The sequence below is a fragment of the Pseudomonas sp. 8O genome (assembly GCF_902506495.1).
Lineage (GTDB): Bacteria > Pseudomonadota > Gammaproteobacteria > Pseudomonadales > Pseudomonadaceae > Aquipseudomonas > Aquipseudomonas chaetocerotis.
In genome coordinates this window covers 18,681-34,208 of sequence record NZ_LR733267.1, presented here as the reverse complement: position 1 = coordinate 34,208, position 15,528 = coordinate 18,681, and the positions used below count along the sequence as shown (strand labels likewise).

At 65.8% G+C, this 15,528-nt stretch carries 18 protein-coding genes; 15 read left to right on the top strand and 3 right to left on the bottom strand.

Annotated elements, in window-relative coordinates:
- Window positions 1-38: 38 nt before the first annotated feature.
- The 13 genes from phnD (at window position 39) to GV002_RS21245 (ending at window position 11,281) form a co-directional block, all read left to right on the top strand.
- Window positions 39-1,040, top strand: a complete 1,002-nt coding sequence (gene phnD, locus GV002_RS21305) for a phosphonate ABC transporter substrate-binding protein (protein ID WP_160020284.1) — start codon at window positions 39-41, stop codon at window positions 1,038-1,040.
- Between the two features lie 63 nt (window positions 1,041-1,103).
- Window positions 1,104-1,895, top strand: coding sequence for a phosphonate ABC transporter, permease protein PhnE (gene phnE, locus GV002_RS21300; RefSeq protein WP_160020283.1), 792 nt, complete (start codon window positions 1,104-1,106; stop codon window positions 1,893-1,895).
- A gap of 20 nt (window positions 1,896-1,915) precedes the next feature.
- A complete protein-coding gene (gene phnF / locus GV002_RS21295) occupies window positions 1,916-2,638 on the top strand; it encodes a phosphonate metabolism transcriptional regulator PhnF (protein ID WP_160020282.1) in 723 nt (240 codons plus the stop codon).
- Window positions 2,639-2,649: 11 nt separating this feature from the next.
- Complete coding sequence (gene phnG, locus GV002_RS21290) at window positions 2,650-3,099, top strand: phosphonate C-P lyase system protein PhnG (RefSeq protein ID WP_160020281.1); 450 nt, start codon at window positions 2,650-2,652, stop codon at window positions 3,097-3,099.
- Window positions 3,099-3,710 (top strand): phosphonate C-P lyase system protein PhnH, encoded by a 612-nt coding sequence (phnH, locus tag GV002_RS21285; RefSeq protein WP_160020280.1) that lies wholly within the window; start codon window positions 3,099-3,101, stop codon window positions 3,708-3,710. Before phnG ends, phnH begins: the two co-directional genes overlap by 1 nt.
- The gene (locus tag GV002_RS21280; RefSeq protein ID WP_160020279.1) at window positions 3,710-4,786 is read left to right on the top strand and encodes a carbon-phosphorus lyase complex subunit PhnI; all 1,077 of its coding nucleotides are present in this window, start codon (window positions 3,710-3,712) and stop codon (window positions 4,784-4,786) included. Before phnH ends, GV002_RS21280 begins: the two co-directional genes overlap by 1 nt.
- Window positions 4,786-5,664 (top strand): alpha-D-ribose 1-methylphosphonate 5-phosphate C-P-lyase PhnJ, encoded by an 879-nt coding sequence (locus GV002_RS21275; RefSeq protein ID WP_160020278.1) that lies wholly within the window; start codon window positions 4,786-4,788, stop codon window positions 5,662-5,664. Before GV002_RS21280 ends, GV002_RS21275 begins: the two co-directional genes overlap by 1 nt.
- Complete coding sequence (phnK, locus tag GV002_RS21270) at window positions 5,661-6,470, top strand: phosphonate C-P lyase system protein PhnK (RefSeq protein WP_160020277.1); 810 nt, start codon at window positions 5,661-5,663, stop codon at window positions 6,468-6,470. The genes GV002_RS21275 and phnK overlap by 4 nt, the downstream gene beginning before the upstream one ends.
- Before the next feature lie 260 nt (window positions 6,471-6,730).
- Window positions 6,731-7,447, top strand: coding sequence for a phosphonate C-P lyase system protein PhnL (gene phnL / locus GV002_RS21265; RefSeq protein WP_160020276.1), 717 nt, complete (start codon window positions 6,731-6,733; stop codon window positions 7,445-7,447).
- On the top strand, window positions 7,437-8,582 hold the full coding sequence (locus tag GV002_RS21260; RefSeq protein WP_160020275.1) for an alpha-D-ribose 1-methylphosphonate 5-triphosphate diphosphatase: 1,146 nt from the start codon (window positions 7,437-7,439) through the stop codon (window positions 8,580-8,582). Before phnL ends, GV002_RS21260 begins: the two co-directional genes overlap by 11 nt.
- Window positions 8,582-9,229, top strand: coding sequence for a phosphonate metabolism protein/1,5-bisphosphokinase (PRPP-forming) PhnN (phnN, locus tag GV002_RS21255; RefSeq protein ID WP_160020274.1), 648 nt, complete (start codon window positions 8,582-8,584; stop codon window positions 9,227-9,229). Before GV002_RS21260 ends, phnN begins: the two co-directional genes overlap by 1 nt.
- Window positions 9,220-9,999, top strand: a complete 780-nt coding sequence (gene phnP / locus GV002_RS21250) for a phosphonate metabolism protein PhnP (protein ID WP_160020273.1) — start codon at window positions 9,220-9,222, stop codon at window positions 9,997-9,999. The genes phnN and phnP overlap by 10 nt, the downstream gene beginning before the upstream one ends.
- Window positions 10,000-10,081: 82 nt before the next feature.
- Window positions 10,082-11,281: an MFS transporter gene (locus GV002_RS21245; RefSeq protein WP_160020272.1), complete on the top strand. Its 1,200-nt coding sequence runs from the start codon at window positions 10,082-10,084 to the stop codon at window positions 11,279-11,281.
- 19 nt (window positions 11,282-11,300) lie between these two features.
- Here GV002_RS21245 and GV002_RS21240 read toward each other — a convergent pair whose 3' ends face one another.
- The 3 genes from GV002_RS21240 to GV002_RS21230 all read right to left on the bottom strand — a co-directional run bounded on the left by GV002_RS21240 (window position 11,301) and on the right by GV002_RS21230 (window position 14,422).
- Entirely contained in the window at window positions 11,301-11,918 is a 618-nt protein-coding gene (locus GV002_RS21240) for an NAD(P)H-dependent oxidoreductase (RefSeq protein WP_160020271.1), read from the bottom strand.
- Window positions 11,911-13,305: a class II fumarate hydratase gene (locus tag GV002_RS21235; protein WP_160020270.1), complete on the bottom strand. Its 1,395-nt coding sequence runs from the start codon at window positions 13,303-13,305 to the stop codon at window positions 11,911-11,913. Before GV002_RS21235 ends, GV002_RS21240 begins: the two co-directional genes overlap by 8 nt.
- A 106-nt stretch (window positions 13,306-13,411) precedes the next feature.
- Window positions 13,412-14,422 (bottom strand): DUF2804 domain-containing protein, encoded by a 1,011-nt coding sequence (locus GV002_RS21230; protein ID WP_160020269.1) that lies wholly within the window; start codon window positions 14,420-14,422, stop codon window positions 13,412-13,414.
- Window positions 14,423-14,694: 272 nt separating this feature from the next.
- Between GV002_RS21230 and GV002_RS21225 the strand changes: the two genes are divergently transcribed.
- Both GV002_RS21225 and GV002_RS21220 read left to right on the top strand, forming a co-directional pair.
- The gene (locus GV002_RS21225; RefSeq protein ID WP_160020268.1) at window positions 14,695-15,192 is read left to right on the top strand and encodes a DUF2059 domain-containing protein; all 498 of its coding nucleotides are present in this window, start codon (window positions 14,695-14,697) and stop codon (window positions 15,190-15,192) included.
- An 11-nt stretch (window positions 15,193-15,203) separates the two neighbouring features.
- Window positions 15,204-15,497 carry a BolA family protein gene (locus GV002_RS21220; RefSeq protein ID WP_160020267.1) on the top strand — a complete coding sequence of 98 codons (294 nt, stop codon included), beginning with the start codon at window positions 15,204-15,206 and terminating at the stop codon, window positions 15,495-15,497.
- Window positions 15,498-15,528: the final 31 nt, after the last annotated feature.

Below are 15,528 nucleotides of genomic sequence, written 5' to 3'. Positions count from 1 at the left end.
CGAAACAACAACGCCAACCTGCAACAGGAGTGTGCTCCATGTTCAAACGCATCGGCCATATGCTGGCTGCCTCCGCGCTCGTCACCGGTTCCCTGCTGGGGTCGGCCCAGGCCGCCGAGGAACTCAACTTCGGCATCATTTCCACCGAGTCCTCGCAGAACCTCAAGGCCATGTGGGAGCCCTTCCTGGCCGACATGAGCAAGCAGACCGGCGTGAAGATCAACGCCTTCTTCGCCCCTGACTATGCCGGGATCATCCAGGGCATGCGCTTCGACAAGGTCGATGTGGCCTGGTACGGCAACAAGTCGGCGATGGAAGCGGTGGACCGCGCTGGCGGCGAGATCTTCGCCCAGACCGTGGCGGCCAACGGCGCGCAGGGTTACTACAGCCTGCTGGTGGCGCACAAGGACAGCCCGATCGACTCGGTCGAGGACATGCTCAAGAACGCCAAGAGCCTGACCTTCGCCAACGGCGACCCGAACTCCACTTCCGGCTACCTGGTGCCCGGTTACTACGTGTTCGCCCAGAACAATGCCGACGCCGGCAAGATCTTCAAGCGCTCGCTCAACGGCAGTCATGAGGTCAACGCCTTGTCGGTGGCCAACAAGCAGGTCGATGTCGGCACCTTCAACAGCGAGGGCATGGAGCGCCTGGAAGTGACTGCGCCGGACAAGGCCGCGCAACTCAAGGTGATCTGGACCTCGCCCCTGATCCCGTCCGACCCGATCGTCTGGCGCAAGAACCTGCCGCAGGAAACCCGCGACAAGCTGCGTGACTTCTTCATGAGCTACGGCGCCAAGCCGGAAGAGAAGAAGGTACTCGCAGGCCTGCAGTGGGGCCAGTTCAAGGCCTCCGACAACGATCAACTGCTGCCGATTCGCCAGCTCGAGCTGTTCAAGAAACGCACTGAAGTGGCCAACAACGCCACGCTCAAGGACGCCGACAAGCAGGCTCAGCTCAAGGAGCTGGACGCCGAGCTGGCCAAGCTGGAGCAGCGTATGGCCGAGCGTGAGAAGCAAGGCGGCGCCAGCGCCGGTTGATCCTGGCAGCCCCTCGGTATCGACCGAGGGGCTGACTGCAGTCGTTTTCCCCGAGATGCCTTGATGACCACTTTGACCACCCATACCCCGACCATCGATAGCAAACGCAGCTGGTTGCAGTTGATCGGCTGGGGCCTGTTCTTCGCCGTACTTGCCTGGTCCTGGCAGGGCGCGGAAATGAACCCGCTGGCGCTGGTGCGCGATGCCGGCAACATGGCCACCTTCGCCGCCGACTTCCTCCCACCGGACTTCAGCAACTGGCAGCACTACCTCAAGGAGATGGTGGTCACCGTGCAGATTGCCCTCTGGGGCACGGTGCTGGCCATCGTCTGCGCCATTCCTCTGGGCATTCTCTGCTCCGAGAACATCGTGCCCTGGTGGATCTATCAGCCGGTACGCCGAGTGATGGATGCCTGCCGTTCGATCAACGAAATGGTCTTCGCCATGCTCTTCGTCGTCGCGGTCGGCCTCGGCCCCTTCGCTGGCGTGCTGGCACTGTTCATCAGCACCACTGGGGTGCTGGCCAAGCTGTTCGCCGAAGCGGTCGAGGCCATCGACCCTGGCCCGGTCGAAGGGGTGCGCGCTACCGGTGCCAGCGCCTTGCAGGAGGTGATCTTCGGTGTCATCCCGCAGGTGCTGCCACTGTGGATTTCCTACTCGCTGTACCGTTTCGAGTCCAACGTGCGCTCGGCCACGGTGGTCGGCATGGTCGGCGCTGGTGGTATCGGCGTGATCCTCTGGGAGGCTATCCGCGGCTTCCAGTTCGCCCAGACCTGCGCGCTGCTGATCGTGATCATCCTGGTGGTGAGCGCCATCGACATCCTGTCCCAGCGCCTGCGCAAGCTCTTTATCTGAATAGGAGGGAGGGCGCCTGCGTGCGCCCTTTTCAAACGATGAACTTGTCTAGACAAAGCGAGCCGCTGTACCGCGAACTGGCTGCCGTGCTGCGCGAAGACCTGCAGCGCATGAGTCCGGGCGACTACCTGCCGGGCGAGATGCAACTGGCCGCGCGGTTTTCCGTCAACCGTCACACCCTGCGCCGCGCGGTGGACGAACTGGTGCTCGAAGGCCGCCTGCTGCGTCGCCAGGGCAAGGGCACTCAGGTGCTGGCCAAGCCGCTGGTGTATCCGGTGGAGGCGGGCAGTGCCTTCAGCCAGTCGCTGTCGGCGCTCGGCCACCGGGTCGAGGCGCAACTGATCGAGCGCCTGCGCCGCAGTGGCAGCAGCGAGGAGTGCCGCCACCTGCAACTGCCCGATGGCAGCGAGCTGATCGAACTGGCCACGCTGCGCCTGCTCGACGGCCAGCCGATGAGCCTGATCCGTCACCGTTTCTGCGCCAGCCTGGCGCCGCTGTTGGCTGACTACCAGGGCGGTTCGCTGCGCCACTACCTGGCTGAGCGCGACCTGCCGTTGGCGCGCACCTTCAGCCTGATCGGTGCGCGTCTGCCCAGCCGCGAAGAAGCCGCGCACCTGCTGATGCCACGCCATGCGCCGCTGCTCAGCGTACTCACCCTGTCCCGCGACCCTGCCGGTCGTGCGGTGGAGCTGGCGCAGTCCAGCAGCCGCGCCGACCGCTTCCAGTACCAGGTAGCGACCTGATGGAGACCCGCATGAACGACCATGATCCGAACATCGCCGCGCGCCAGCGCTGGATGGGCGTGCTGGCCCGCGCCGGCGCCGCCCTCGACGCCCATGAAGCGGCGCTCAAGGACAGCGACTACCAACTGATCCGCGCCCCCGAGGTCGGTATGACCCTGGTGCGCGGACGCATGGGGGGCACCGGCAGCGCCTTCAATCTCGGCGAAATGACCGTGACTCGCTGCGTGGTGCGCCTGGCCGATGGACGCACCGGCTACAGCTATCTGGCCGGACGCGACAAGCGCCGCGCCGAACTGGCGGCATTGGCCGACGCTCACCTGCAGGGCAGCGACCAGGCGCGCTGGCTCAGTGATCTGATCGAACCACTGGTCCGCCAGCAGCGCGAACAGCGCCTGGCTCGGGCCGCACAGACTGCCACCACCCAGGTGGAGTTCTTTACCCTGGTCAGAGGAGAGGATTGATGACTACGCCGCACAGCTCGCACTGGCTGCAACCGGCTTTCGACGACCCGGTGCTGGACGCCCAGGTAAGCTTCCGCGCCGCCCTCGCTGCCCTGGCCGAACCCGGCCTGACCCAGTCGATGGCCCGCGCCCATGCCCTGGGCGATCTGGCGCCGGCCACCTACGGCCTGTGCCTGGCCTTCCTCGACAGCGACACACCGCTGTGGCTCGCACCGCGCTTCGACACGCCGCTGATCCGCGCCAATCTGGCTTTCCATTGTGGTTGCCCGATCGTCGCCGAGCGCGAGATCGCCCTGTTTGCTCTGCTCGACGAAAGCGAGCTCGCCGACCTGTCGGACTTCGACAACGGCAGCGAGCGCTACCCGGATCAGTCCTGCACGTTACTGATTCAGCTCGCTGACCTGCACGCCGGTGCCCCGCTGCGCTGGCGTGGGCCGGGCATCAAGGACGTGCGCAGCGTCAACCTGCCGCTGCCGGCCTCGTTCTGGCAGCAGCGCCAGGCGCGCAGCGCCTTTCCCCGTGGTCTGGATTGCTTCTTCGCCGCAGGCGGCGAGGTGATCGGCCTGCCGCGCAGCACCCGCGTGCTGATCGAAACCGAGGAGGCTGCCTGATGTATGTCGCCGTCAAGGGTGGCGAACGCGCCATCGACAATGCCCATCAGCTGCTGGCCAGCCGTCGCCGTGGCGACTCCGCCGTCGCCGAACTGGGCGTGGAGCAGGTGCGTCAGCAACTGCCACTGGCCGTGGCCCGCGTGATGAGCGAAGGCTCGCTGTACGACGAGGAACTGGCCGCACTGGCCATCAAGCAGGCGGCTGGCGACCTGATGGAAGCCATCTTCCTCTTGCGCGCCTACCGCACCACGTTGCCGCGTTTCGGCGCCAGCGAGCCGCTGGACAGTACGAAAATGCAGCTGGAGCGCCGCATCTCCGCCACCTTCAAGGACCTGCCCGGTGGCCAACTGCTCGGCCCGACCTTCGACTACACCCACCGGCTGCTGGACTTTGCCCTGCTGGCCGAGGGCGATTACCCGGCACCGGAAAGCGCCGTGATCGATGAACCGAAAGCCTGCCCTCGGGTGCTGGACTTTCTCGCCGAAGAGGGGCTGATGGCCCGCGAGATGGACGATGGCGTACCTGTGCCGGACATCACCCGCGAGCCGCTGGCCTTTCCCGCCAAGCGTGCCGAGCGCCTGCAGGCGCTTGCCCGTGGTGACGAAGGCTTCCTCCTGGCGCTCGGCTATTCCACCCAGCGTGGCTACGGACGCAACCACCCCTTCGCCGGGGAAATTCGTATCGGTGACGTCGAGGTATGGATGACGCCCGCCGAACTGGGTTTCGCCGTGCCGCTGGGCGACATCGAAATCACCGAGTGCGAGATGGTCAACCAGTTCGTCGGTGAAAGCCCCGAGCAGGCGCAGTTCACCCGTGGCTACGGCCTGGCCTTTGGTTACGCCGAACGCAAGGCCATGGGCATGGCCCTGGTCGACCGCGCCCTGCGCGCCGGCGAGTACGGCGAGGAAGTGCAGGGCCCGGCGCAGGAGGAGGAATTCGTGCTGATGCACTGCGACAACGTCGAGGCCGCCGGCTTCGTCTCGCACCTCAAATTGCCGCACTACGTCGACTTCCAGGCCGAACTGGAACTGATCCGCAAGCTGCGCCGCCAGGCGCCGGCAGAGGAGAACCGCTGATGAACCTGTCCACTGCAAGCGGCGCCCGCGAGGCGTCGGCCTACAACTTCGCCTACCTCGACGAACAGACCAAGCGCATGATTCGTCGAGGCCTGCTCAAGGCCATATCCATCCCCGGCTACCAGGTGCCCTTCGGCGGCCGCGAGATGCCGCTGCCCTACGGCTGGGGCACCGGTGGCATGCAACTGACCGCCGCCATTCTCGGTGCGGATGATGTGCTCAAGGTGATCGACCAGGGCGCTGACGACACCACCAACGCGGTGTCGATCCGTCGCTTCTTCGCCCGCACCGCCGGCGTTGCCACCACTGAGCGCACGGTGGAGGCCAGCGTGATCCAGACCCGCCATCGCATCCCCGAAACGCCACTTTCGGCCGGGCAGATCATGGTCTACCAGGTGCCGATTCCCGAGCCGCTGCGTTTCATCGAACCGAGCGAGCAGGAGACACGGACCATGCATGCGCTGGAGGACTACGGCGTGATGCACGTGAAGCTGTACGAGGACATCGCCACCTTCGGCCATATCGCCACCGCCTATGCCTACCCGGTGACGGTGGATGAGCGCTACGTGATGGACCCGTCGCCGATCCCGAAATTCGACAACCCCAAGCTGGACATGAGCCCGGCGCTGATGCTGTTCGGCGCCGGTCGCGAGAAGCGCCTCTACGCGGTACCGCCGTTCACCAAGGTGATCAGCCTGGACTTCGAGGATCACCCCTTCGCCGTGCAGCAGTGGGAGGAGTGCTGCGCATTCTGTGGCAGCAGCGAGTCCTTCCTCGACGAGCTGATCGTCGACGACGCCGGCAGCAAGCGCTACGTCTGCTCCGACACCGACTACTGCCGCCAGCGCACCGAGCGTCTCGAGGAGAACCTGCAATGAGCGCCGCCGAACGTTTGCAACCTGCCTTGGCAACGGCCGAGCCGCTGTTCTCGGCGCGTGATCTGACCCGCCTGTACGGCCCGGAAAAGGGCTGCCAGGGGGTGAGCTTCGACCTCTATCCCGGTGAGGTGCTGGGCATAGTCGGCGAGTCCGGCTCGGGCAAGTCGACCTTGCTCAGCTTGCTCTCCGGGCGCTGCCCGCCAGATCGCGGCGCAGTGAGTTATCGCGGTCGCGACGGCCAGTGGCTCGACCTGTACAGCGCCAGCGAGGCCGAGCGGCGCACGTTGCTGCGCACCGAATGGGGCTTCGTCGAGCAGAACCCGCGTGACGGCCTGCGCATGGCGGTATCGGCCGGCGCCAACATCGGCGAGCGGCTGATGGCCCAGGGCGTGCGCCACTATGGCGAGCTGCGCGCCGCCGGGCTCGACTGGCTGAGCCAGGTGGAGATCGACCCGGCGCGTATCGACGACCTGCCGCGCACCTTCTCCGGTGGCATGCAGCAGCGCCTGCAGATCGCCCGCAACCTGGTCTCCGCGCCGCGCCTGGTGTTCATGGACGAGCCGACCGGGGGCCTCGATGTCTCCGTTCAGGCGCGCCTGCTGGATCTGCTGCGCGGGTTGGTACGCGAGTTGGACCTGGCGGTGGTGATCGTCACCCACGACCTGGCGGTGGCGCGCCTGCTGGCCGACCGCCTGATGGTGATGCGCCGTTCGAAGGTTGTGGAGGCGGGGCTGACCGACCAGATTCTCGACGATCCGCAGCATCCGTATTCGCAGTTGCTGGTGTCGTCGGTGTTGCAGCCATGAGCCTACTGCGAACTGGTGCTGCGTAGGGTGGATGACGCTCTTCTCATCCACCAGTGAGTCGCCATCGGTGGATGGATAAAGCGCCATCCACCCTACAACCGCCAACCCTTGTGGGCGCTTTTCTCCCCTCTCCCGCTTGCGGGAGAGGGGCCGGGGGAGAGGGGCTTCGCTTGCATCGAGTCGCCTGCACCACCCTCTCCCCAGCCCTCTCCCATAAATGGGAGAGGGGGCAGATCGTGCCTACAGTATCCGAGGTGTATATGAACAACCTGATCGAGGTCAGCGGCCTCAGCAAGACCTTCACCCTGCACCAGCAGAACGGCGTCGTCCTGCAGGTGCTGCGTGACCTGAACTTCAGCGTGCGGGGCGGCGAGTGCCTGGTGCTGCACGGCCAGTCCGGCGCTGGCAAGTCGACCCTGCTGCGCACGCTGTACGGCAACTACCTGGCCGCTGGCGGCAGCATCCGCATCCGTCACCAGGGCGCGCCGGTAGAGCTGGTCGGCGCCGAGCCACGCCAGGTGCTGGACGTGCGGCGGCAGAGTCTGGGTTATGTCAGTCAGTTCCTGCGGGTGATCCCGCGCGTCTCGACCCTGGACGTGGTGATGGAACCGGCGCTGTCGCGTGGCTGGGCGCGTGCCGATGCGCAGGTGCGTGCCAAGGAACTGCTGGCACGGCTGAACATTCCCGAGGCGCTCTGGCAACTGGCGCCGGGCACCTTCTCCGGGGGCGAGCAGCAGCGCGTCAATATCGCCCGCGGCTTCATGGTCGAGTGGCCGGTAATGCTGCTGGACGAGCCCACCGCCTCGTTGGACGACGCCAACCGCCAGGTGGTGCTGGAGCTGATCAACGAAGCCAAGGCCGCAGGCAGCGTACTGATTGGCATTTTCCACGACCGCACCGCCCGGGAGGCGGTGGCTGACCGTTACCTCGACATGAGCGCCGAGGCGGCGCAACCGGAGTACGTCTATGTCGTCTGAACAGATTCTCAGCAACGCCCGCGTCGTCACCGCTGAGCGGGAATTCCTGGGTAGCCTGCTGCTGCGTGACGGACTGATCGCAGCGGTGGACGAGGGCGCCAGCCGCCTGCCGCAGGCCCAGGATCTCGGCGGCGATTACCTGCTGCCGGGGTTGGTGGAGTTGCACACCGACAACCTGGAAAAACACATGAGCCCGCGCCCTGGCGTGGACTGGCCATCGGCTTCGGCGGTACTGACCCACGATGCACAGATCGTCGCCGCCGGCATCACCACGGTGTTCGACGCGCTGTCCATCGGCGACATCAACCCACGCGGGCGGCGCATGCAGCAGTTGCCGGCGATGATCGAGGCCATCGCTGCCAGCGAGGCGGCCGGGCAGACTCGCGCCGAGCACCGCCTGCACCTGCGTTGCGAGCTGTGCCACCCGGATGCCCTGACGATCTACCGCGACCTGGTGGAGCACCCGCTGGTGGCGCTGGTCTCGGTGATGGATCACTCGCCCGGCCAGCGCCAGTTCGCCAAGGTGGAGAAGTACCGCGAGTACTACATGGGCAAGTATCACCTGAGCGCGGCAGAGATGGAGGATTTCCTCCAGGAACAGATCGCCAACTCGCGCCAGTACAGCGACCGTCAGCGCCGCGCCATCGTCGAGGACTGCCACAGTCGCGGCATCTCGGTGGCCAGCCATGATGACGCGACCCTGGCCCATGTACAGGAATCGGCGGATTTCGGCATGGCCATCGCCGAGTTCCCTACCACCCTGGAGGCGGCCAGAGCCAGCCATGAACTGGGTCTGAAAGTATTGATGGGCGCGCCGAACGTGGTGCGTGGCGGCTCGCACTCGGGCAATATCGCCGCCGCTGAGCTGGCGCGCCATGGCGTGCTGGATATCCTCTCCAGCGACTACTACCCGGCCAGTCTGTTGCATGCGGCCTGGCTGCTCGTCGGGCAGGACAACGACTATGATTTGCCTGCGGCCATCGCCACCGTGAGCCGCGCGCCGGCCAGGGCGGCCGGGCTGGATGATCGCGGCGAGATTCGCGTCGGCCTGCGCGCCGATCTGGTGCAGGCCAGGGCCCATGGCAAGCAGCCGGTGATCCAGCAGGTGTGGCGCCAAGCACGAAGGGTGTTCTGATGCAGGGCAGGTTGATCTATCTGATGGGGCCTTCGGGCTCGGGCAAGGACAGCCTGTTGCAAGCCGCGCGCGCGCCGCTGGAAGCGCACGGCTGCCGTTTCGCCCGACGGGTGATCACCCGCAGCGCTGAATCGGTAGGGGAAGATGCGCTAGGCGTCACCCCGACAGAGTTCGAGCGCCTGGAGGGCGAGGGCGCCTTTGCCCTGAGCTGGCGCGCCAATGGCCTGGCCTATGGAATCCCGTGCGAGATCGATGACTGGCTGAGCGCCGGGCAGGATGTGCTGATCAATGGTTCGCGCGGTCATCTCGAGGCTGCGCGCCAGCGCTATCCGGATTTGCTGGCGGTTCTTCTACAGGTCGATGAGGCAGTGCTGCGCCAACGCCTGCTGGCCCGTGGTCGGGAGACGCCGGAGCAGATCGAGCAGCGCTTGGCCCGCAGCCGCAGCTTTGCTGTTGTGGGAGGCGCTTTAGCGGCGACTGTCGCCGCTGCGACTGCTGGGATGCAGGAGGTAGAGCGAAGCAGGATGCCCGAGCCGAAAGCCCCTCCCACAGGGGAGTACCTGGCAATCCTCGACAACTCCGGCCCCTTGCCGCAAACCGTCAGCCGCCTGTTGCACCTGCTCGACGAGGCCCGCCAATGCGCCTGACCCTGCTCGGCACCGGCGATGCCCGTCAGGTGCCGGTCTACAACTGCAGTTGTCCGGCCTGCGATGCGGCGCGTGTGTATCCGGCGCGGCGCCGTGGCCCCTGCTGCGCACTGGTCGAATGCGGCACGCAGCGCTGGCTGATCGACAGCGGCCTGACCGACCTCACCGAGCGTTTCCCGCCCCACAGCCTGAGTGGCATCCTGCAGACCCATTACCACGCCGACCACGCCCAGGGCCTGCTGCACCTGCGCTGGGGCCAGGGCCTGATCATTCCCGTGCATGGCCCGGACGATCCAGAAGGGTTGGCCGACCTGTACAAGCACCCCGGTATCCTCGACTTCAGCCAGCCATTCGCCGCCTTCGAGCGCCGTCAGTTGGGTGAGTTGCGCGTCACTGCCTTGCCGCTGAATCATTCCAAGCCGACCTTCGGGTACTTATTTGAAGGGCGGGGGTTCGAAGGACAGGGATTGCAGGGGAAAGGCAGGCGCATCGCCTACCTCACCGATACCCTCGGTGTGCCCGAAGCCAGTTGCGCCGAATTGCAGCGTGCACCGCTGGATGTGCTGGTGCTCGATTGCTCCACCGCGCCGCAACCTGTCGCACCGCGCAACCACAACGATCTGACTCGCGCGCTGGAGGTCATCGAGCGGTTGCAGCCGACGCAGGCGGTGCTGACCCATATCGGCCATGCCTTCGACGCCTGGTTGCTGGATCATCCCGACGCGTTGCCGAGCGGCGTAAGCCTGGCCAGCGACGGCCTGGTGCTTTGATTGTGCTGAGCCCAACGTTTCCGAGGTGTACGACTTTGCCGCCTCAGTGCACAACCTTCCGGCTGCTTGCCCTGAGAACATCATGAAGGCTCGCCGCATTACCCTGCTGCTGTGTACGGCCGAAACCCTGGGCATGGCCGGGTTTGCCCTGTTCGCCGCATTGCTGCCGCAATTCCAGGTGCTCTGGGGGCTGAGCAATACCGAGGCCGGCTGGATCGGCGGCGGCTTCTTTCTCGGTTATATGCTGGCCGTGCCGGTGCTCACGGGCCTGACCGACCGCCACGATGCCCGACTGATCTACCTGTGGGCCATGCTGCTGACGGCCGCTGCCAGCGCCGGTTTCGTCTTCGCCGATGGTTTCTGGTCGGCGCTGCTCTGGCGTGTGCTCGCCGGCATCGGCTTGGCGGGCACCTACATGCCGGGGCTCAAGGCGTTATCAGAGCGCATCGACGGCGCCTCGCAGTCGCGGGCAATCGCTTTCTACACCGCCAGCTTTGGTCTGGGCACGGCGCTGTCCTTCACCCTGTCCGGCGAGTTGGCCAAGCTCGGCGGCTGGCAAGTGCCGGCACTGCTCAGTGGCGGCTGCGCGCTGCTGGCCTGGGCGCTGGTGTACCGGGGCCTGGCGCCGAAGCCGGTGGCGGCGCATGCGCCGCGCAATCTGCTGGATCTGGCACCCCTGAAGAGTCGCGCAGTGCTGGCGTACTGTCTGGCTTACGCGATGCACAACCTGGAACTGTTCGCCCTGCGTGCCTGGCTGGTGGCCTTCGTGGTGTTCTCCGGGCATCTGCAGGGCGTCGATCCCTGGCTATCGGGAACCTGGGTGGCGATGCTGGCGACGCTGATCGGTATGCCGTCGAGCATCCTTGGCAATGAGCTGGCGCTGCGTTTCGGTCGTCAGCGCTGGCTTATCGGCGTGATGCTCGCCTCCGCGCTGCTGGCAATCGTGGTCGGCCTGGGGGCGGCACTGCCGTTCTGGGTGATGCTGGTGCTGGTTCTGCTCTACGCGGTGACTGTGACCGCCGACTCCGCCGCGCTGACCGCCGGGCTGGTCAGTGTCGCCCCGGCCAGCCACCGTGGGGCAGCGATGGCGCTGTATTCCTGCACCGGCTTTACCGGCGCGTTCCTCGGGCCGCTATTGTTCGGCATGACTCTCGATGCCCTGGGTGATCAGCAGTTGCTTGGCTGGTGGGCGGCGTTCGCGCTGATGGGTCTGCTGTTGACGCTGGGCCCGCTGGCGCTGTGGTGGGCGGGCAGGGCACGCGAGGGTGCTGCTGGTTTGTAGGCTCGACGTGCCTGCTGCGTCACGCCTTCGTTCCCAGTGCTTCAGCCTGGCGCAGCCAGCTCTGGCGCTGTTCCTCATTGGAGGGGCGCACCGGGGCGAATTCGCTCAGGCGCCGCGTTTTGATGCCGCAGAAACCGAGAATGGTGCGCACCATCTGCCGATGGGCCGGGGCACCGTAGATCCAGCGAAAGTACCAGCGTGGCGTGTCCATGGTCACCAGCAGGTCGGCGCTGCGCCCGGTGAGTAGCTTGTCCCAGAGTTGCGAGCGGTTACGGTACTTGAAGGCGAAACCGGGCAGGAACACCCGGTCGAAGAAGCCCTTGAGCAGCGCAGGAATGCCACCCCACCAGACCGGGTAGACGAACACCAGGTGCTCGGCCCAGTGGATCAGGCGCTGAGCTTCGAGCAAGTCCGGCTCCAGATTCTGGCTCTGCTCGTAACCCTCACGCAGTATCGGGTCGAACTGCATCTCGCCCAGCCGGAGTTGGCGCACCACGTGCCCCTTGCTGCGTGCTCCCTGGCTGTAGGCCTCGGCCAGGGCGTGGCAGAGGCTGTCCTTTTTCGGCGTGCCGAGAATCAGCAGGATTCGTTTGCCATCGCCTTCCAGCGGTGTGGCGCCGCTCTTGCCCTCAGTCATGCCGCCCGGCTCCGAGCATGTCCTGTGGTCGTACCCATTGGTCGAATTCCTCTTCGTTCAGGTAGCCGAGCTGCAGCGCGGCCTGGCGCAGGGTGCTGCCTTCGGCGTAGGCCTTCTTGGCAATTTCAGCGGCCTTGTCGTAGCCGATATGAGGATTGAGCGCGGTCACCAGCATCAGGCCGTTCTCCAGGTGCGCCGCCATTTGCGCGGCATCCGGCTGCAGATCGGCGACGCAGTGCTGCTGGAAGTTGCGGCAGCCATCGGCGAGCAGGCGGATCGATTGCAGCAGGTTGTGGATGATCACCGGCTTGAACACGTTCAGCTGCAGGTGGCCCTGGCTGGCGGCGAAGCTGATGGTGGCGTCGTTGCCCAGTACCTGACAGGCGAGCATCGACAGTGCTTCGCATTGGGTGGGGTTGACCTTGCCCGGCATGATCGAGCTGCCCGGCTCGTTGGCCGGCAGGCGCACCTCGGCGAAGCCGGCACGCGGGCCCGAACCAAGCAGACGCAGGTCGTTGGCCAGCTTCATCAGCGCCACGGCCAGGGTTTTCAGGGCACCGGACAGGTGTACGAGAGGTTCATGGCCGGACAGCGCAGCGAATTTGTTCGGCGCGCTGGTCAGTGGCAGGCCAGTAAGCGCGGCCAGCTCGGCAGCGATGGCTTCGGCGAAGCCGGCCGGAGCATTGAGGCCGGTACCGACGGCGGTACCACCCTGAGCCAGTTCGCAGGCTGCGGGCAGGGCGGCGCGAATCGCCGCTTCGGCGTGGCCGAGCTGGGCGACGAAGGCCGACAGCTCCTGGCCGAACGTGATCGGCGTGGCGTCCATCATGTGCGTGCGCCCGGTCTTGACCAGGTTGGCATGACGCTGCGCCTGCTCCTGCAGCCCATCACGCAACTCGGCCAGCGCCGGCAGCAGGCAATGGCGCACGTCCTGCACGGCGGCGATGTGCATGGCCGTGGGGAAGCAGTCGTTGGAGCTCTGCGCGCGGTTGACGTGATCGTTGGGATGCACCGGGGTCTTGCCGCCACGGCTGCCGCCGGCCAGTTCGTTGGCGCGCCCGGCGATCACTTCGTTGACGTTCATGTTGCTCTGCGTGCCGCTGCCGGTCTGCCAGACCACCAGGGGGAACTGCGCGTCGTGCTGGCCTTCGAGCACTTCGTCTGCGGCCTGTTCGATCAGGCGGGCGATGTCCGCCGGCAGCTCGCCGCTGCGGCTGTTGACCCGTGCCGCGGCTTTCTTGATCAGAGCCAGGGCGTGCAACACGGCCAGCGGCATGCGCTCCTGGCCGATGGCGAAGTTGATCAGCGAGCGCTGGGTCTGCGCGCCCCAGTAAGCGTCGTCAGGGACTTCGATGGGGCCGATGCTGTCGGTTTCGGTGCGGCTCATTGCGTTCTCCGGGGCAAGTGCAAGGTTGCTGGCAGTTTAGGTCGTGCCGCCGAAGACTGGTTCCACAACTTGTCTATCAGGTTGATTGGAGCCTTTGAGCGTGCGACTACCAGCGGGCGTGGGTTTCACCCAGCCAGCCCAGCGCTCCGTCCACCGGCACGCGCTCGCCCTTCGGGCCGCGCAGTACGCCGTCGTAATGACCGAAGCGCTGTACGGTATTGGCGTGGAAGGGGCCGAGTTTGGGGCAGGCCTTGTGCAGTTGGCGAGGCGTGAAGCGCAGCGCCACGCGATCATCTTCGCTGTCCAGGCGCCAGGGCGCCAGTGGCGCCTGTGAGCTGCGTTCGATATGCAGGGGGCTGTCGAGCAACTGCACTTCACCGCCGAACCACAGGGAATTTTCCGACAGGCCGCTGTGATCGAGCCAGCCAGCACCGAAGTTGCCGGCGATGCCGCCCGCTGCAGCGAATGCCGCCCGCTGCCAGTAAGTATTCATCGGCCAGACGCCACGGCCGAAGTCCAGCGCGGCGAAGCTCTGGCCCGGCACGCAGCTGTAATGCTTGCCGCCCAACTGCAGGCTGCCTGCGGTGGGCAGGCCGAGTTGCCGACAGGTGGCATGAAAGCCGCCATGTTGCAACGGCGCGACCAGATTGACCGATTGCAGATGGGCAGGGCGCTGAATGTCCAGGGCCACCTGCAGGGGCTGGCCGCCAATATCCGGGGCGGCAGCGGTGAGGCGCAGGCGTCCGGGGTGCTCATCGATGCGCAGTTGCAGGCGCGAGTGGCTGAAGGAGTGACTCTCCAGCGGCAGGTCGGGCAACTGGCAGCCGAGGGCAAAGGGACGGAACTGGGTATGGGCGACGGCCTGGCCGGTTTCCAGATCGAGGAAGTAGGCGGCGCCGTAGCCGAGGTAGTCGAGGTCAGCCAGGGTTAGCGAGAGCATCCACTGCGGCGTGGTGATGCACCAGTGATTCCAGCGTTTGCGCCGCCCGGCGTGACCATGCAGGGTGCAGTCCACTTGCGGTCGATTGGACCAGCCAATGGCCTCATCCAGCAGTCGACCTTTGCTGTCGCAAAGTGGCTGGAGCGGAAGGGGCGCGTGTGAGGTGAGGCTGGTCATCGGGCACGTCCATGTGTGTGCGCGGGCTGGCGATCAATTGCCGGCTCTTGAGGTGCGCACGCCTTGTTTAATGTGGAGGTCGCAAAGAATGCCGAGCCCACACGAGCATGAGCAAGTACTGGCATTTTGGCAACTGACCAGTGGGTGCTCCGGTCAACATGACGGGTGTGAGCCAGCGCACAACGCGCATCGCTTGAGGGATTTGCGCGCAGGGCACAAAATGCCGCCTTCGTAGTCTACCCAGACTCATTCACAACCTCTGGACGCTCTCCATGCTCCGTTTTTCCAAACTCTGCACCGCCGTTCTGCTCAGCGCGAGCGCATCCCTGGCCATGGCCGATGCCGCCAGTCACGCCGCCGATGCCGAGCGTTTTCTCAAGCTGGCCAACGCCGACAGGCTGACCGTGCCGGTCTACGGTCAGGTGCAGCAGATGTTCGCGCAGCGCTTCGCCGAGGCGCCGGGTGGCAAGAAAGCGGTGCTGGAAAGCTATCAGGCCAAGGCCAACACCGCGCTGGACAAGGCCGTTGGCTGGGACAAGCTGAAGCCGGACATGGTCAAGCTTTATACCAGCAACTTCAACGAGCAGGAGCTCAAGGACCTGATCGCCTTCTACGAGTCGCCGCTGGGGCAGAAGGTGCTGCAGAAGATGCCGACGCTCACCGCGCAGTCTGCGCAGATCACCCAGAGCAAGCTGGAGTCCGCCGTGCCCGAGGTGAACAAGCTGCTGGCCGACATGAGCAACGAGCTCGGCCTGCCGAAACAGCCCTGATGGAGCCCAAGATGTCCAAGCAAGACCTGATCGTCACCGCCCTGGCTGCGCTGCAGCCCGAGCATCTCGATGTGCTGGACGAGAGTCACATGCACAGTCGCGGTCTGGAGACTCACTACAAGGCGGTGATCGTCAGCCCGGCGTTTGCCGGCCTGAATGCGGTCAAGCGACATCAGAAGGTGTATGCGACGGTCGGCGAGCTGATGGGGCAGATCCATGCCTTGGCGCTGCACACCTACACCCCGGAGGAGTGGGCGGCGCAGGGCATGGCTCCGGCCTCGCCGACCTGTCGCGGCGGTCATTGATGTAGCCCAACCCGCGGCAGCGATCATTTCC

What these genes read in the sequence shown, in the direction of transcription:
- phnD (WP_160020284.1), top strand. Translation starts at nt 39, where the DNA reads ATGTTCAAACGCATCGGCCATATGCTGGCTGCCTCCGCGCTCGTCACC.
- phnE (WP_160020283.1), top strand. Translation starts at nt 1,104, where the DNA reads ATGACCACTTTGACCACCCATACCCCGACCATCGATAGCAAACGCAGC.
- phnG (WP_160020281.1), top strand. Translation starts at nt 2,650, where the DNA reads ATGAACGACCATGATCCGAACATCGCCGCGCGCCAGCGCTGGATGGGC.
- phnH (WP_160020280.1), top strand. Translation starts at nt 3,099, where the DNA reads ATGACTACGCCGCACAGCTCGCACTGGCTGCAACCGGCTTTCGACGAC.
- GV002_RS21280 (WP_160020279.1), top strand. Translation starts at nt 3,710, where the DNA reads ATGTATGTCGCCGTCAAGGGTGGCGAACGCGCCATCGACAATGCCCAT.
- GV002_RS21275 (WP_160020278.1), top strand. Translation starts at nt 4,786, where the DNA reads ATGAACCTGTCCACTGCAAGCGGCGCCCGCGAGGCGTCGGCCTACAAC.
- phnK (WP_160020277.1), top strand. Translation starts at nt 5,661, where the DNA reads ATGAGCGCCGCCGAACGTTTGCAACCTGCCTTGGCAACGGCCGAGCCG.
- phnL (WP_160020276.1), top strand. Translation starts at nt 6,731, where the DNA reads ATGAACAACCTGATCGAGGTCAGCGGCCTCAGCAAGACCTTCACCCTG.
- GV002_RS21260 (WP_160020275.1), top strand. Translation starts at nt 7,437, where the DNA reads ATGTCGTCTGAACAGATTCTCAGCAACGCCCGCGTCGTCACCGCTGAG.
- phnN (WP_160020274.1), top strand. Translation starts at nt 8,582, where the DNA reads ATGCAGGGCAGGTTGATCTATCTGATGGGGCCTTCGGGCTCGGGCAAG.
- phnP (WP_160020273.1), top strand. Translation starts at nt 9,220, where the DNA reads ATGCGCCTGACCCTGCTCGGCACCGGCGATGCCCGTCAGGTGCCGGTC.
- GV002_RS21245 (WP_160020272.1), top strand. Translation starts at nt 10,082, where the DNA reads ATGAAGGCTCGCCGCATTACCCTGCTGCTGTGTACGGCCGAAACCCTG.
- GV002_RS21240 (WP_160020271.1), bottom strand. Translation starts at nt 11,918, where the DNA reads ATGACTGAGGGCAAGAGCGGCGCCACACCGCTGGAAGGCGATGGCAAA.
- GV002_RS21235 (WP_160020270.1), bottom strand. Translation starts at nt 13,305, where the DNA reads ATGAGCCGCACCGAAACCGACAGCATCGGCCCCATCGAAGTCCCTGAC.
- GV002_RS21230 (WP_160020269.1), bottom strand. Translation starts at nt 14,422, where the DNA reads ATGACCAGCCTCACCTCACACGCGCCCCTTCCGCTCCAGCCACTTTGC.
- GV002_RS21225 (WP_160020268.1), top strand. Translation starts at nt 14,695, where the DNA reads ATGCTCCGTTTTTCCAAACTCTGCACCGCCGTTCTGCTCAGCGCGAGC.
- GV002_RS21220 (WP_160020267.1), top strand. Translation starts at nt 15,204, where the DNA reads ATGTCCAAGCAAGACCTGATCGTCACCGCCCTGGCTGCGCTGCAGCCC.